The sequence below is a fragment of the Sphingobacterium haloxyli genome, assembly GCF_002980525.1.
In the GTDB taxonomy this organism is placed as follows: domain Bacteria; phylum Bacteroidota; class Bacteroidia; order Sphingobacteriales; family Sphingobacteriaceae; genus Sphingobacterium; species Sphingobacterium haloxyli.
The window spans coordinates 126,252-142,501 of the sequence record NZ_PVBQ01000010.1; the positions used below are offsets into that span (position 1 = coordinate 126,252).

The following is a 16,250-nucleotide window of genomic DNA, read 5'->3' on the forward strand; positions in this document are numbered from 1 at the left end:
GATATGCAACGGACAGGATTAATACTTCTCTTATTTACAACGCTCTTTGCTAGAGGGCAACAACCCGATACGGCTGCAACGGTCACCTTGTTCGAGAAAATACCTGCGGGTCTTGTGCGATTCTATTTTGATGACCATTATTATTTGGTCGACAAAGATTGTGTTTTTAAATCCATTGAACGGGTGTCACAATTTATTGTGGAAAAAAATGTTTTTCATGCGGACTTCCGAGATTTTGACCAAAATGGAACGGTGGTGCTCAGAGGGTATCATAATCAAGGGGTAAAAGAAGGGCCGTTTAAAGCCTATCATCCTAATAGCACTTTGAAATGGGAGGTGACCTTTGAACAGGATAGGCCGATAGGCGATTGGAAATATTACTATCCCGACGGCAAACCTATGCTAACCGTCAATTACGATGGGGCGGCGGCTAGAATTATGGCTTTTTGGGACAGAAGAGGCCGACAACGAATAAAGGACGGGAATGGTAGTTATGAATTCACCATGCCTTTTGCCTTTTATAATGAATACGGTTATCCGTTTTTTGAGCGTAAAGGAAAAGTAAGAAATGGTCTCCCGAGGGGATATTGGACGACCCATATGGTGGACCACGACGGAAAAAAAACATTGTACACTGAAGAGGTTTTCGATGATAACACGGGTATACTCGCCGAAGGTTACAACCTCTTTTTGGACGCGACTTATCGAACGCCTATGGCGTTCGTCCCGATATCGTATTTCTATACGGCCGAGAGATTATTATCTAAGCCGTGCAGCTTTGATGATTATAGCGGGTTCAATACGTATTTATCGGAAAAATTCAGCGCTATGCTGAGAAGCAGCCCAACGCTTACGAATATTGAGGATAAATTTAGTTACGAAATACGATTAGATAAAGAGGGAAATCCAACGGAGGTTACATTGAAAGATGCATTGGCCACCAAAGAGTTAAATCGCTACTTAGAAATGGTACTTAACGAGATACCTTTCTATTTCCCTACGCTTGACCAAGACGGGAATGCGATTGCAGACACATTGACGGTTCACGGCAGCCTTAGTGTTAATGATGCTGGACAGTTTCATTTTCATAGCTTTCGTATTGTAAGAGAAAAACAACCTTAGTGATTTCACCGAAGTATGCTATATTTGTAGCGTAGTTTTACCCATTACGAGATGAAATTCCATAAAGAAGGATATACTAGTTTGGCAATCGTTGTATTGTTTGTTTTCGTGATTAATGCGCTTGCCGATTATTATGATGCGCCCGGCTACCTTAAATGGTTTTTATACGCTCTTTCGGCATTCCTATTCATTGCCATTGTCCAATTTTTCAGAAGCCCCGTCAAACGGGTGACACCAGATGAGCAAATCGTCCTTTGCCCTGCAGATGGGAAGGTTGTGGTTATCGAAGAAACGGAGGAGACGGAGTACTTTAAAGATAGACGAATACAGGTTTCTATTTTTATGTCGCCGATAAATGTCCACGTAAACCGAAACCCTATCAGTGGTGTAGTTTCGTATTTTAAGTATCATCCCGGTAAATTTTTGGTGGCGTGGCACCCCAAATCCTCGACGGACAACGAAAGAACGACCATCGTTGTAAAAAACCAATCGAATGTGGAGGTACTATTCCGACAGATTGCAGGCGCTATGGCGCGACGTATCGTATGGTATGTGAAGGAAAACGATCCCGTGGCACAAGGTGAGGAGTTTGGATTTATTAAGTTTGGTTCGCGGGTGGATTTGTTTTTACCATTAGATACGGAAATATCGGTTAATATTGGCGATAAGGTAGTTGGGGGAAAGACAGTAATCGCAAAAATATAAAACAATTTGGTTCAGGTTTTGTACTTTAGTTATTCGTTACACGAAGTTTCATGAATCTGAGCATCTTTACCCTTCTTATAGCTAGCAGTATCGGGCTCCTAGCGTCTACGATTGACTACTTTCATAGAGGAAGCCTGACCATAGCGGCTCTGATATTTGTTACAATTGCCCTTGTTTCTTATGCCATCTTACTCAATTTATTCGAACGGTTTATTCACAAAAGAATCCGAAATGTGTATAAGCTTATTCGTAACCTGAAATTAGGAAAAGGGCTTAAGGATGCATTGGGTGAACAAATAACGGACGACCCTATCCGTGACGCAGAAAGAGAGGTGCAAGATTGGGCAAAGCAACGCTTGTCTGAACTTGATAAACTTAGAGAACAGGCCAAATTCCGTAAAGAATTTCTTTCCAACATCTCCCATGAGTTTAAAACACCGCTGTTTGCAACGCAGGGTTATGTCGAAACATTGCAGGATGGTTTAATAGATGATGATCCAGAAATGGCGAAAAATTTTCTGGAAAAAGCAGCCCGTAACCTTGACCGTCTCAGCTATTTAATTCAGGACTTGGACGAAATATCCAAATTGGAGACGGGTATTATCTCCTTAACAATAGAAAATTTTGATATCGTAGCGCTTATTAAAGATTGTATAGAAGATCTGGAAGGGAAAGCGAGGCAACATGGTATCCAGATGCGCTATAATGGGAAGGGAAGTCACCCCATCCTTGTTAAGGGGGATCGCAAGCGCGTCCAACAGGTTCTCATAAATTTATTGGATAATTCCATTAAGTATGGTAAAAAAGACGGTAAGACCACTGTTTCTATTTTTCCGTTATTCGAGCAAGTTCTGATAGAGGTGACCGATAATGGTATAGGTATAGAGGAAAAAAACCTTTCCCGTGTATTTGAGCGCTTTTACCGGACGGATGCGAGTCGTTCGCGTGAGGTTGGCGGTTCAGGACTTGGTTTAGCGATAGTTAAACATATAATTGAAGCGCATGAACAAAATGTTAATGTACGTAGTACGGAGGGTATTGGCACGACATTCGGATTTACGCTGGAGCAGCCAAAACACCATTAAGATACCATAAACATTTTAAACTTAACATTAACTTAACATTTCATTCATATTTTTGCATAAATTCAATAACTATGTCTTTAAATAGCATTTTTCAGTATTTCGTTCCGAAGGACAAAAAGTTCTTTCCTTTGTTTGAACAAGCGGGCGCAAATCTTATTGTGATGGCAAAAGCGTTGAAAGAATCCGTTTACATCACAGATTTGACTAAACGCGCCGAACTGAATAAAAAGATCGAAGATCTTGAACATAAGGGCGACGACATCACACACCAGATCCACTTAGAGCTGGGAAAGAATTTCATTACTCCTTTTGACCGGGAAGATATACACTCGCTAGCCAGCTCGCTGGATGATGTAGCGGATTTTATACAGGGGGCATCCAACCGCATGGAGCTTTATAAAGTGCAAACACCAAGCCAGGCGATGAAGGAAATAGCGGACCTGATTTTGGAGGCGACAGAACATGTCGCAAAGGCGCTTAACGAGCTAAGAGATCTTAAAAACATCCGCAACATAACGGACTCTTGTGTAAGAATCAACAGCGTGGAGAACAAAGCTGATTATATCTTCGATAAGGCGGTAAGTGAGCTTTTCGAATACGAAAAGGACGCTATCACGCTCATTAAAACCAAGGAGGTGCTTTCTGCAATGGAAGATGCTACGGACAAGTGTGAGGATGTAGCCAACGTATTAGAAAGTATCTTAGTTAAGAATGCCTAATTATGATGATTTCCACCTTATTGATCGTTGTTGTCGTTCTGGCTATTGCGTTTGACTACATCAATGGTTTTCATGACGCGGCCAATTCCATCGCGACCGTCGTATCAACGAAAGTATTAACACCTTTTATGGCTGTATTGTGGGCAGCTATCTGGAACTTCGCCGCCTATTTTTATTTTACAGATCATAAAGTAGCCAACACCATCGCTAAAACGGTTCTCGAAGAGTACATCACATTAGAGGTTATATTTGCAGGTTTGGTTGCGGCTATTTCTTGGAACTTATTTACATGGTACTATGGCATCCCATCTAGTTCATCGCACACCCTTATCGGGGGATTTGCAGGGTCAGGAATGGCCTATGCTTGGTTTATGGGCGCTAATCCGGTAACAGCCGTTAACCAGTCGGCAATTTTAAAAATTGCATCGTTTATTGTCCTGGCGCCTGTCATTGGTATGATCATTTCTATCATTATTACATTGATCATTATGAACATAGCCAAGAAAACCCGACCGGCAACCGCAGAGAAGTGGTTTAAGGTCGGTCAATTGATATCGTCGGCGGGATTGAGCTTTGCGCATGGAGGTAATGATGCCCAAAAGGTTATGGGTATTATCGCCACGGCCTTGATTGCAGAGCAGGTAATCCCGGACTTTGAAGCTATGCCTGCTTGGGTCCCACTATCGTGTTACGCCGCGATCGCCGCGGGAACGATGAGCGGGGGATGGAAAATCGTAAAAACAATGGGTACCAAAATTACCAAAGTGACTCCACTAGAAGGTGTCGCCGCGGAAACGGCCGGTGCTGCTACGCTCGGGATAACAGAGCACTTCGGGATTCCAGTATCTACCACGCATACAATTACAGGTTCGATTATCGGTGTGGGTGTAGTGAAACGGGTGTCGGCCGTCCGCTGGGGGGTTACTATTAGCTTATTATGGGCATGGATATTGACCATTCCGGTGAGTGCCATATTGGGCGGAATAACACTCGCGGTTATTCACTTTATTCTATAGTATGTAAGGGATACACTACAAACAGTATCCTTTTATTGATAATCATATAAAAAAGAGCGAAAAATTTGGGTATTCTAAATAATATCTATACTTTTACGCGGGCAAATTAGTTGAAGAACAACAAATTTTAGCCTTAACATAAAATTTTAACAAACCGGCATTTTTTGGCACCGTTCTTGTTAATGTTATGTTAAATTTGAAAAAAGGGAAACAATTTAAAATTTTTAATAACCTTAAAAACAAGAGTATGAACTATTCTACAATTAAAAAAACAGCTGTTGCAGCGTCTCTAGTAGCCGCATTAGGCTTTGCTGAGCACGCACAAGCGCAAACTCCAACTGTATTTGGTGGAAGATCACAATACAGAACTTGGTCTATCGGTGTCCAAGGTGGTATTACTACACCAAACACGCTTATCGGTGGTAACAATGCTTTTGGTCAACAAGTTGGTTATTTCCAAAACAAAGTAGGTGAGTACTACGGTTTAACTGTCCGTAAACAATTCTCTCACTTATTCGGTTTAGAATTGGAAGCTAACCGCGGTCGTATCAAAACGTACAACCATGACCTATCTGGTCCCGCGATCGAAAGTGGTAGTGCTGGAGCTCGTTCTGCTGAGACAGAAGTAAACTGGGCTGGTAGCTTGAACGGTGTGTTCCAATTAGGTACGATCGATTTCATGAGAAGAGAAAATGCAGTTAACTTCTACGCTAAAGTAGGTTTAGGAGTAATGGCATTTAACCCTGTACAATACGCGAACAACGACTTCACAGGTGGAGAAGTTTATAACAACAAAGGTAGCTGGGGTTCTGAGATCTTCGGTGACCGTACTGCAACAGGGGATCGTGATTTCCGTCTAGGTATGTATGTACCGGTAGGAGTTGGTGCAAAATTCAAATTATCTGAAGTTGTTGCATTGAACTTAGGTTATACGATGAACTTCACTGATGAGGCTATATTATACGGACCAAACAGACATGGAGATCGCAAGCAACGTTTCTCTAACGTATACGGTGGTTTAGAATTTACTTTAGGTTCTCGTGACAAAGAAAACTTGACTTTCACAAACCCGGTTGCTACGATGTACGACGAGTTGAAAGATCCTTCATTGCGTAACGAAGTTGAAGCATTGAAACAACGTGTATCTACATTAGAAGGAACTGTTGATCAATTAAGCAAAGATTCTGACGGTGACGGTGTATCTGATAAATTCGATAAATGTCCAAATACACCTGCTGGTACGCCAGTTGATGGTTCTGGATGTCCTATCAAATTCCCTGAGCCAGTAGCTCAAAACAACGCTACTCAAGGAGAATACTACTCGCCTATTCAATTCGAATTTGATAGCTCTGTATTGAAAACTGAATCTTACTCAACGTTAGATAAATTGGCTAAAGAATTGCGTGATAACAACGCTTCTGTAAACTTAGACGGTTACGCTTCTGCTGAAGGTACTGAAGCTTACAACTTGAACTTATCTAATGACCGTGCTAATGCAGTTAAGCAATACTTAGTTAACGCTGGTGTATCTGCTTCAAGTGTAACAGCAACTGGTTACGGTGAAGACAACCCTATCGCGTCTAACGCGACAGAAGAAGGTCGTATCCAAAACCGTCGTGTTGAGATCAAAGTAAAATAAGGAATTCTTTTTAAGAAAGAATTATCTATAGCAAAAGCCGGCCCATTATACGGGGCCGGCTTTTCTGTTTATTATCAATAATTTACGCTATCTTTGCAGAACTGTATGTGAAAATGTGGAAAACAAAATCATTAGTTCTCACATTTTCTTCATAAATTTCTTCTGTGGTGAGGAGTTGTGGAAGAGAGACAACACTTATAGAAAAATGAAAGGAGTGATATGGAAGAAGATTTCGAATTTGGCTCACCTGAAGAACAAAGATTGTCCGTAGACCGATACGAAGAAATGCTTCGCAATCAAGATCTATATTTTTTTGATGCAAAGGCCTTCGAAAGTATCATTGATTACTATACCGACAAAGACGATCCCGTTAAGGCGCTCCAGGTGGCGGAGTATGCTAAAAGCCAACATCCCTACGAATCGACTTTCTTACTCAAGAAAGCGCAGCTATTTGTACGAACGAATCAACTGGAGAAGGCACTGGAAGAGTTGGATAAGGCTGCTATTCTAGAGCCTAATAGCGGAGAGGCGTTTCTTTTGAAGGGTAATATTGCGCTATTACAGGGCGATGTAGAGGAAGGGGAACAACTTTTCTTAAACGCTATTGAATTGGGTGAAGATTCTGCAGAAGCTTATTTTCAAATAGCTGAACTGTACCAGATCAAAGGCGAATACGAAAAGGCGATAGCGTATCTGAAGCGATCGCTCGAAGCAAATATGGAAAATGACGACGCACTCCACGCCTTGGCCTTCTGTTATGAAATTGTGGACAGACCGGAAGAGAGCGTGCTGTTTTATAAATCGTATATCGATTCCGATCCGTATTCTTACGCTGCATGGTTTAATCTTGGGCTGGTATATGAGCGAATGGAAAACTTTCCGGATGCGATCGACGCTTATGATTATGCGGTCCTTATTAATGAGACCTTTGTCCCTGCCTACTTTAACAAGGGAAACGTACTCGTTAACCTACAAAAATATACAGAAGCCATTGGGGTTTATAAGCAAACTTTTGAATATGAGCGCCCTACTGCCGATGTGTATTGTGCTATAGGCGAGTGTTATGAAAAGCTCGAGCAAATGGATGAAGCCCGGGAAAATTATAAAAAGGCCGTTAAACTTGATCCCCTTCTGGCAGATGCCTGGTTTGGGATAGGTGTGACGTTGGATTTTGATGAACGGCATTTCGAGTCTCTTCATTTTTATAAAAAAGCTTTGGAGCTAGACAATAGCAATCCGGATTATTGGTTTGCTATCGCTGACGCCCGATATAAATTAAAGCAGTTTGAAGAATCTGAATTGGCTTATAAAAAAGTCGTAGAACTTAACCCCACAGATGTGGAGGCTTGGCTAGACTTTTCTTCCATCTACTTCGAACAGGGTAAATACGCGGAAGCGATCGATGTTATTGGAGACGCGATCAAGCAGAATCCTGACGCTTCCGAGCTCTACTATAGACTAGTTGCTTATCTATTCGCACAGGGCAAATACAACGAGGCGTTGAATTTTCTGGAACTAGGATTAGCAACGAATCCGGATAAATTTCACATCTTGTTTGATTATTTACCGCAATTACAGGGTAATAAGATTATCGTCGACATCATCAATAAGTATAAAAATAACTCATGAAGAAACTCGGACTAATCGGTTATCCCCTCGGACATTCCTTTTCAAAAAAGTTTTATCTGGAAAAGTTTGAGCGCGAAAACATTAAGGACATCGACTACGACCTCTATGCGGTTGAGGATATTTCAACTTTTCCCTCATTATACGAGCGAGACTTAACTTTTTATGGATTCAACGTCACGATTCCTCATAAACGGAATGTGATGCGGTTTTTGAATGAGTTTTCGCCGGAAGCAGCAGAGATTAATGCGGTTAATTGTATACAGGTACGATGGCAAGGCGGAAAACCTTACCTTAAGGGATTTAATACCGATGCATTTGGCTTTGAGCAATCGCTACGCCCGCTTCTAAAGCCTCAGCATACAACGGCACTCGTCTTCGGAAACGGGGGAGCAGCGCAATCTGTTTTTTATGTGCTTCAACAACTGGGCATCTCTTTTAAAACCGTGAGCCGAAGTAAAAACAACGGAGATCTCACCTATACGGACCTCACTAAAGACATTGTTGCTTCCCATAAGTTACTCATTAATTGCTCGCCGGTTGGAACGTATCCGAATGTAGCAGATGCTCCTGATATTCCTTATGAAGGAATCAGTCCGGCACACTTGCTTTATGATTTAATATATAATCCTGAAGAAACAGCGTTTTTGACTAGAGGAAAAGAACGGGGTGCCGCTATCAAAAATGGGTATGAGATGCTTCTCCTTCAAGCGGAGAAAAATTGGGAAATCTGGAATCAAGAAGATTAGAAATTATTTTTTGGTATGTTAAACGTACATTCTTTTGTATTCAACGCTTTTCAAGAAAATACTTATATCGTATACGATGAAAACGGCTCATGCGCTGTTTTCGACCCGGGCATGTCTAACCACCAAGAGGAGGCTACTTTTACTTCTTTTATAGCGCAACATAACTTAAATCCGATTGCACTGTACAACACACATTGCCATATAGATCACGTGCTAGGAAATCAGTTCATATTTGAGAAATATGGATTGATTCCGCAGTTTCACGAGGGCGAGGTTCCTGTTCTCGTCGCTGTCCAGAATATGGCTCCAATGTATGGCTTTCGATATGAGGGTTCTCCCATTCCCGAGCTCTTCTTAGAAGAAAATCAAACTGTAAAAATCGGTAAATATACGCTGGAGCTGTTATTTGTTCCGGGCCATTCCCCAGCACACCTCTGTTTCTATTCTGCGGAGAATAGCTTTGTAATCGGAGGAGATGTATTATTCCGCAATAGTATTGGAAGAACTGATTTACCCGGTGGCGACCACCAGCAATTACTCGATAATATCCAACGAAAAATGTATACGTTACCCGATGAGACGGTCGTCTACCCCGGACATGGGCCTTCTACCACGATAGGATTCGAGAAAGAAACCAACCCATTCGTTAGGGGGTAAAATATGAAGTTATCTCTCTTTTTTGCAAAACGGTACTTGTTTTCCAGAAAATCCGTAAACGCGATTAACATTATATCTGCAATCAGCGTCATCGGTGTTTTAGTAAGCAGTGCGGCATTGGTTATCGTTTTGTCCTTTTACAATGGTATGGAAAATCTTATTCTCTCGTTGTATAGTACCTTTGCTCCCGAACTCCGTATAGAACCAGCACGGGGTAAAGTATTCGACGCTAATCAACGCGTTTTTGAAGAGCTTCGCAACAATGACGATATACAGAGCTACTCAGAGATACTAGAGGATAAGGTACTTGTTCAGTATGATAATCAACAATTCGTAGCGCAAATCAAAGGTATAGAGCCTCAAAGCCTCTTAGCGGTAGATCATCGAGGCATGCTGTACGCAGGCAGCTTGGAGATCGCACGAGATAGCATATCCAATGCGCTAATTGGTGCGCAGATACAAGCGAATCTACGTGTTCCCATCGATGGTTTTGATAATGACATACAGCTTTTTTCTCCGAGAAAAGGAGGATCGGGCACAAGTATCAACCCGATGGATGATATCAACGTCCGGCAGCTGGCTCCCATCGGTGTGCTTCATTATGAACCTGGATTCAACGATCTTATTATTACACCTATTGCATTTGCGAGAGACCTGCTCAATGAACATGAATATGTCTCGGCTATCGAAATTTACACAAGAGACTCTAGTGCTGTTGAAAGCTTTCAACAAGACATACAACAAAGCCTCGGCGACAACTTCGTCGTGAAAAACAGAGAGCAACAGAATCCGCTACTATACAAAACAGTGCGTTCTGAAAAATGGATTGTCTTTTTTATTCTAACGGTGATCGGTATTATTGCGATATTTAATATCATCGGTTCTTTAACGATGCTGGTCATCGATAAGAAACAGGATATGACCATACTGGCTAGTTTGGGGGCAGATAAGACACTTATTCAGCGTATATTTTTTCTGGAGGGGGTAATGATTGCTTTCATTGGCGGATTGATTGGTATCGGGATAGGCTTTATTTTCTGTCTTTTGCAGGAAAAATTTGGCATTATCCGTACTGGGGATGGAGCAAACGCCATCATGGAAGTCTACCCTGTTGATGTACGTGCATTAGATTTTGTCTTGGTCTTTGTTACTGTAATGCTGGTTGCTCTTCTGGTGTCGTATATTTCTTCGTTACTAAGCGTGCGGGAACTGGAAAGGGATACGTCAAACATGCGTTCGGTAGACTAATTAATATTCGAGACGCTTTCGACTATAGTCGCCCTTAACAATGGAATTTATAAAAGACCCCCACGCGAACGGACTAAATAACGGATTGGCAAAGCGTTGATTAGTCGTCTTATTAGACATGTTAATATGACGCTGCAGCGCATTAAATGTCTGGATTTCTTCCGCGCTTCTCGGCACGACCTGCGACAACGCCGCTAAGGCCTCCGGCGAAAGGCTATTTCGAATGCGGGATATGTTGTCATCGCTTACGTCTAATGCCATAAATGCCATATTGAATTCTTCTATACTAGCCCAAGGAAAAGGCATTACCGCCGGTAATTCAATAACGAGGCTTTTCATGTTTATCTTTGCAGTAAACTTATCGGATGCTGTTTCGGGAATGATAAACTCTACAGGATCGAAACCGACAGATGTGAATCGAATCGTGTCACCAACATGAGCTACAAAAGAAAAAAAACCTTCGTTATTCGCGGCGTGTACTTGGTTATTAAAGCTGACGTTTGTTAACGTAACAAAAGGTACAGGAAGCTCCCCTCCCACAGAAGTTATTAGCCCGCTGAATTGTACTATTTTCCTTTCCTGCGCCAGTATAGTTCCTGACGAGAGAAGGAGAATCAACGTGAATATGTAATAAAATCTTCCCGCCATGTTTCAAATTTATACAATCTTCCTCAAGAAGGCTGTTAATTTTTGTTAACCCTTCCTATACGGGACTGATGGCATTGGGATCGTCCATATCCGTCAAATTAATCGCTTCTACACTGATGATTTCAGGAACTGCCTTTTTTATTGCTTGCTCCAACCCAGCTTTAAACGTCATGATGCTCATGGAACAATTTGCACAGGTTCCCAACAGCTTCAATTTAACGACATTGTCTGGAGTGATTTCTTCTACAACGACGTTTCCTCCGTCCGTTTCCAAATAAGGACGGATGGTATCCAATGCCTGCTCTACGCGCTCTTGTAATGTCATTTCTGTTTTAAACCCTTTATTTAAGATGTAAAGATAGGCAATTTATTAAAATTATACGTGTTATAGTGTAACAAACCTCTGGATTTCAACATTTCATTGACAGACGAGCAGAGGTCCGGTTAAAGAATGTTAAACCCCTTTGTTTAAGTGGTTTTTACGGCAGTATTGCGTTATATTGCGACACTAAAATTTAATTGAATCTTATTTGAATTTGACGTATCTTTGTAAAATGTTTATAAATAGACGTATTGTTTCATTATGGGCAGGGTTGCTGCTAATCGTATTGGTAAGCAGCTGTAAAAGTAAGTTTGAAAAACTTCGAGCGAGCAACAATATTGCCATGAAATACCAAGAGGCGGTCAAGCTGTACGAAAAGAAAAAGTACAGTAAAGCCGTTATCCTTTTCGAGGACCTGATGACCAAATACCGTGGGCAGGCCGAGGCGGAGGACCTTTACTATTATACGGCCTATACAAACTATAGGCTGAGAGACTATACCTCAGCCCGATACCACTTCAAGAATTTTGCTACCACTTACCCAAACAGCCCTCGAGCAGAGGAATGCCGTTTTATGGCAGCATATTGTTTCTATGTGGATTCGCCACGTCCTTCGCTCGATCAAGAGAATACCCGAAAAGCGATAGACGAGCTTCAGTTATTTATAAACCTGTACCCGGATGGTGATCGGGCAGAGGAAGCTGGACAATTAATACAAAACTTACGCGATAAGTTGGAGCAGAAAGCCTTTGCCAACGCAAAGTTATATTATGATATGGGGCAGCCGGATGATTATCGAGCGGCCGTGATCGCTTTCGAAAGTATGCTTAGACAGTATCCGGATACACGATATGCAGAAGAAATTGAGTTCTTGATTTTAAAATCGCAATATCTATTCGCCCAAAATAGCATGCCTTATAGACAAGAGGCGCGTTTCAATGAGGCAATCGATTACTACCAATCATTTGTAGAAAGCTATCCGCAGAGTAAATTTAAGAAGGAAGCTGATGATCTACGCTCCGGCGCGGAAAAACAGATTGCTTACGTTGTGAGACGCATGGACGAGATAAATAAAATGCGTGAAGAGCACGAACAAGAGCTTGGTATTACAAAGGAAGCGGCTGCTGTGCAAGAAGCTACTCCAGTAACACCATAATTAATTTGAAATTCATAATACATTTTAACAATGAGTCAACATAAAAACACTTCTATCCCATCGACAACCGTCACACGCGATTTAAGACAATTAGACAAAGGCACCGGCAATGTCTATGAGTCCATCGTTGTCGTTTCCAAACGTGCCAATCAAATCGCAGTAGATGTAAAAGAAGAATTGAATGGTAAATTGGCTGAGTTTGCAACCACCAATGATAATCTGGAGGAAGTTTTTGAGAACCGGGAGCAGATAGAAATATCGAAACACTACGAACGTATGCCTAAGCCTTCTCTTGTGGCAATAGACGAGTTTTTAAACGACAAAGTCTACTTTAGAAATCCGGCTAAAGAACAAGAATAGTCTGTTTCAGGAATGTCGCTAAAGGACAAAAATATAGTAATTGGTATATGTGGCAGCATTGCGGCTTATAAAATTGCGTCCCTTGTCCGTCTTTTGGTCAAAGAAAAAGCTTCTGTGCAGGTGTTAATGACACCGGATGCCAAGGAGTTTATCACCCCACTGACACTCGCTACCCTGTCCAAGCGTCCGGTTTTGTCGGATTACATTGATCGGTATACCGGAACTTGGAATAATCATGTGGAGCTAGGTCTTAACGCTGATTTACTCCTTGTAGCGCCCGCGACTGCTAACACGTTGAGCAAAATGGCTCATGGCTCGTGTGACAACCTATTATTAGCAACTTATCTCTCAGCCAGGTGTCCCGTTATGTTCGCCCCAGCAATGGATCTGGACATGTGGCACCACCCTAGTACGCAAGAGAATGTCAAACGTCTTTTAGGATTCGGGAACATATTGATTGCTCCTGAAAGTGGTGAACTTGCTAGCGGTCTAGTTGGTGAAGGAAGGCTTGCTGAGCCGGAAGAAATCCTACAACAGATTCAGCAATTTTTTTACCGGCCACTGCCTTTGAAGGGCAAGAAAGCCCTTGTGTCTGCAGGTCCGACTCACGAAGCTATCGATCCCGTTCGTTTCATAGGAAATCACTCCAGCGGGAAAATGGGTTATGCCATTGCATCTGCTTTGCAATCGTTGGGAGCATCGGTAACGCTAGTTAGTGGCCCAACTCAACTACCGACACCGCCTAACGTCAATCGACACGACGTCACTTCAGCACAAGAGATGCTGGCCGCTTGCACTACGTATTCTGATGCCTCGGACATTATCGTTATGAGCGCGGCTGTGGCCGATTACACTCCGCTCAAGGTAGCGTCTCAGAAAATCAAGAAAAAAGACGGGAATCTCGAAATAGCGCTGAAAAAGACAACGGATATTTTGACAACGTTGGGGAAGAAAAAAACAGCCAGTCAAACCTTGGTCGGGTTTGCGTTGGAAACGGAAAATGAACTTCAAAACGCTCAGGACAAACTGAAACGAAAGAACCTGGATTATATCGTATTAAATTCTATGCGAGATGAAGGAGCCGGTTTCGCTGGAGACACCAACAAGGTTACCGTTATCGATAGAAAAGGGCAAGTCCAACAGTTCGAACTAAAAAGCAAGCAACAGGTGGCCGATGATATTGTTGCTATTATCGCCGCCCATCAAGGATTATAAATTTATGATTCGGACCTCTTTGGGGTAATAGTTATTTATTCTATTAGGCAATACCTTCACCCATCCCAAATTCACCCCTTTATACCGTACCAGACACCAACCCGATTTTACTCCCGTAAAATCTCCTGCATGCATACTCTCTTTTCGTAAAAATTGAAGTGCCAAATCTAATGACAACTCCTGCGCGGGCAAATCTGTCTTTATATGAACACTACATGCCAGATCATGGTAAGGCACCAGTTCTCGGCCTGTCCATTTTCCTATTATTGTTCCCGCTTGTTTGATATACAGTACTTGCTGAAACCATTTTAGGTCTTCCTGGTATTTCTTCGGGAAGATGTGGATATGGTCGCCGTGCATAAAAGAGGTAAAATCACTGCTCTGCGCTAGCCACTCGGAAACTACGTGTGGCGGCACACCGCTTTTCTCAAACTTACTGCGTTTACGGCTAAATGTAGATTGGTCTTCTTTTTTTCGCAATACGGCAACAAAAAACCCTTCACCCTTCGCTTTATGAGGATAGAAGCGGTAGCCAAAGGCGCGATGACTTGCTGACCTCGTCTCTTCGATCCCCCAATTGGAATCGAGAGCAATCGGAATAGACTCAAACCCATACTCGGTCAATATCCAGTCCAGTATGTCTTCATTCTCTTCTTTAGAATAGGAACATGTTGAATATATCAAATAGCCGTCCTTAACTAACGTGCTTATTGATTCGCCAACGATTCTTTTTTGCCGGTCACTGCACAGTTTTACATTAGCTAGAGACCATTCGTCTATCGCTTCTTGAGCCTTACGAAACATTCCCGAGCCCGAACACGGCGCATCAATTAATAGCAAATCAAAATATCCGGGTAAACGGCCGAATGTTGAAGGATCGTTATTTGTTACGACGATGTTTGAGGTTCCCCAACGAACAATATTATCCAATAAAATATTAGCCCTTGACTTGATTACTTCATTGCATACGAGCAAACTTTCCCTCCCTAAATAGCTTGCAAGCAAGGTAGACTTACCGCCAGGAGCTGCACACAGATCTAAGGCTCTAATAGCGTTACCTTCTAGCGCTATTTCCTTTAAAATATGAGCAACAAACATCGAAGACGCTTCTTGTACATAATAACATCCAGCGTGATATAAAGGATCTAAGGTAAACACAGGACGGTCGGGGAGATAGTATCCTTTATCACACCACGGCACAGGATGCGCATTTTGAAAAGGGACGGAGTTTTGTTTTAGTGAATTTATTCGAATCGAGGTAATCTGATCACCCTGTTCGTGCACTTTATTAAAAGCTTCGGAGTCAAACCCTTCTTGCTCGTTCAATCGTTCAACAAGCGCATTGGGTAAAAAATTACTCATCGTGTTATCGTTTTATTATCTGTAAATTTACTACAATAAGCAAGGAATTACAAAATAGACGGAAACAGAATAAACAAAATTAAACAGCATGAAGAATTTTAAAAAGTATTATATCGTAGCTGCTCCTCCGGAGGATATTTATAAAGCACTCACGACAGAAATCACGATCCGACTCTGGACAGGAGATGCCGTAGAGATAGAGCCGCGGGAGGGTGGTGAGTTTTCCATGTGGGATGGGGCTATCACAGGAAAATTTATACAACTTGATCCTCATAAAAAAATAGTCCAGCAATGGTACTTCGGAGAACAGGAAGAAGCTTCTATTGTCACGATCAAACTACACGAAGATAGGAGAGGTACTTCTTTCGAAGTACAGCATACCAATATCCCAGACGAAGCTTATGAGGATATCGTAGAAGGCTGGAATGATACCTATATGGCATCTCTTATAGAATTTTATGAAGAGTGAATAATAAAAAAGCCCCTTCAGTAATCTGAAGGGGCTTTGTATAAAAATCGGCACCGACCTACTCTCCCACCTTTTACGGCAGTACCATCGGCTCTGGCGGGCTTGACTGCTCTGTTCGGAATGGGAAGAGGTAGACACCGCCGATATAGGCA

17 protein-coding genes and 1 rRNA gene are annotated in these 16,250 nt (G+C 42.1%); 14 read left to right on the forward strand and 4 right to left on the reverse strand.

What is annotated here, in order from left to right; translation table 11 throughout:
- Positions 1–3: 3 nt before the first annotated feature.
- The 10 genes from C5745_RS13535 (at position 4) to C5745_RS13580 (ending at position 10,566) form a co-directional block, all read left to right on the forward strand.
- Positions 4–1,122, forward strand: a complete 1,119-nt coding sequence (locus tag C5745_RS13535; RefSeq protein ID WP_105717544.1) for a toxin-antitoxin system YwqK family antitoxin — start codon at positions 4–6, stop codon at positions 1,120–1,122.
- A gap of 51 nt (positions 1,123–1,173) precedes the next feature.
- Complete coding sequence (locus C5745_RS13540) at positions 1,174–1,827, forward strand: phosphatidylserine decarboxylase family protein (RefSeq protein ID WP_105717545.1); 654 nt, start codon at positions 1,174–1,176, stop codon at positions 1,825–1,827.
- 50 nt (positions 1,828–1,877) lie between these two features.
- A complete protein-coding gene (locus tag C5745_RS13545) occupies positions 1,878–2,912 on the forward strand; it encodes a sensor histidine kinase (protein WP_105717546.1) in 1,035 nt (344 codons plus the stop codon).
- Between the two features lie 71 nt (positions 2,913–2,983).
- Positions 2,984–3,631: a DUF47 domain-containing protein gene (locus C5745_RS13550; protein ID WP_105717547.1), complete on the forward strand. Its 648-nt coding sequence runs from the start codon at positions 2,984–2,986 to the stop codon at positions 3,629–3,631.
- Between the two features lie 5 nt (positions 3,632–3,636).
- Complete coding sequence (locus C5745_RS13555; RefSeq protein WP_105717567.1) at positions 3,637–4,647, forward strand: inorganic phosphate transporter; 1,011 nt, start codon at positions 3,637–3,639, stop codon at positions 4,645–4,647.
- A 247-nt stretch (positions 4,648–4,894) separates the two neighbouring features.
- Complete coding sequence (locus C5745_RS13560; protein ID WP_105717568.1) at positions 4,895–6,286, forward strand: OmpA family protein; 1,392 nt, start codon at positions 4,895–4,897, stop codon at positions 6,284–6,286.
- A gap of 219 nt (positions 6,287–6,505) precedes the next feature.
- On the forward strand, positions 6,506–7,915 hold the full coding sequence (locus C5745_RS13565; RefSeq protein WP_105717548.1) for a tetratricopeptide repeat protein: 1,410 nt from the start codon (positions 6,506–6,508) through the stop codon (positions 7,913–7,915).
- Positions 7,912–8,661, forward strand: coding sequence for a shikimate dehydrogenase family protein (locus C5745_RS13570; RefSeq protein WP_105717549.1), 750 nt, complete (start codon positions 7,912–7,914; stop codon positions 8,659–8,661). The genes C5745_RS13565 and C5745_RS13570 overlap by 4 nt, the downstream gene beginning before the upstream one ends.
- A gap of 15 nt (positions 8,662–8,676) precedes the next feature.
- Complete coding sequence (locus tag C5745_RS13575) at positions 8,677–9,318, forward strand: MBL fold metallo-hydrolase (RefSeq protein WP_105717550.1); 642 nt, start codon at positions 8,677–8,679, stop codon at positions 9,316–9,318.
- 3 nt (positions 9,319–9,321) lie between these two features.
- Entirely contained in the window at positions 9,322–10,566 is a 1,245-nt protein-coding gene (locus C5745_RS13580; protein WP_105717551.1) for an FtsX-like permease family protein, read from the forward strand.
- Here the strand turns inward: C5745_RS13580 and C5745_RS13585 are convergent, their stop codons facing one another.
- Complete coding sequence (locus C5745_RS13585) at positions 10,567–11,214, reverse strand: hypothetical protein (protein ID WP_105717552.1); 648 nt, start codon at positions 11,212–11,214, stop codon at positions 10,567–10,569. It lies immediately after the preceding gene.
- 55 nt (positions 11,215–11,269) lie between these two features.
- Positions 11,270–11,539, reverse strand: a complete 270-nt coding sequence (locus C5745_RS13590; protein WP_105717553.1) for a NifU family protein — start codon at positions 11,537–11,539, stop codon at positions 11,270–11,272.
- A 229-nt stretch (positions 11,540–11,768) separates the two neighbouring features.
- On the opposite strand from C5745_RS13590, the gene C5745_RS13595 reads away from it, so the two are divergent.
- The 3 genes from C5745_RS13595 to coaBC are packed head-to-tail and all read left to right on the forward strand — an operon-like array spanning position 11,769 to position 14,267.
- Positions 11,769–12,692, forward strand: a complete 924-nt coding sequence (locus C5745_RS13595; RefSeq protein ID WP_105717554.1) for an outer membrane protein assembly factor BamD — start codon at positions 11,769–11,771, stop codon at positions 12,690–12,692.
- A gap of 30 nt (positions 12,693–12,722) precedes the next feature.
- A complete protein-coding gene (locus C5745_RS13600) occupies positions 12,723–13,052 on the forward strand; it encodes a DNA-directed RNA polymerase subunit omega (protein WP_105717555.1) in 330 nt (109 codons plus the stop codon).
- Between the two features lie 12 nt (positions 13,053–13,064).
- Positions 13,065–14,267, forward strand: coding sequence for a bifunctional phosphopantothenoylcysteine decarboxylase/phosphopantothenate--cysteine ligase CoaBC (gene coaBC, locus C5745_RS13605; protein ID WP_105717556.1), 1,203 nt, complete (start codon positions 13,065–13,067; stop codon positions 14,265–14,267).
- On the opposite strand, the gene C5745_RS13610 is transcribed toward coaBC, so the two are convergent.
- Positions 14,262–15,629: a methyltransferase RsmF C-terminal domain-like protein gene (locus tag C5745_RS13610; RefSeq protein ID WP_105717557.1), complete on the reverse strand. Its 1,368-nt coding sequence runs from the start codon at positions 15,627–15,629 to the stop codon at positions 14,262–14,264. The genes coaBC and C5745_RS13610 overlap by 6 nt on opposite strands.
- Positions 15,630–15,717: 88 nt before the next feature.
- Here C5745_RS13610 and C5745_RS13615 point away from each other — a divergent pair, with 88 nt between their 5' ends.
- Positions 15,718–16,098, forward strand: coding sequence for an SRPBCC domain-containing protein (locus tag C5745_RS13615; RefSeq protein WP_105717558.1), 381 nt, complete (start codon positions 15,718–15,720; stop codon positions 16,096–16,098).
- Positions 16,099–16,143: 45 nt separating this feature from the next.
- On the opposite strand, the gene rrf is transcribed toward C5745_RS13615, so the two are convergent.
- A 5S ribosomal RNA gene (gene rrf, locus C5745_RS13620) occupies positions 16,144–16,250 on the reverse strand; the annotation flags it as partial.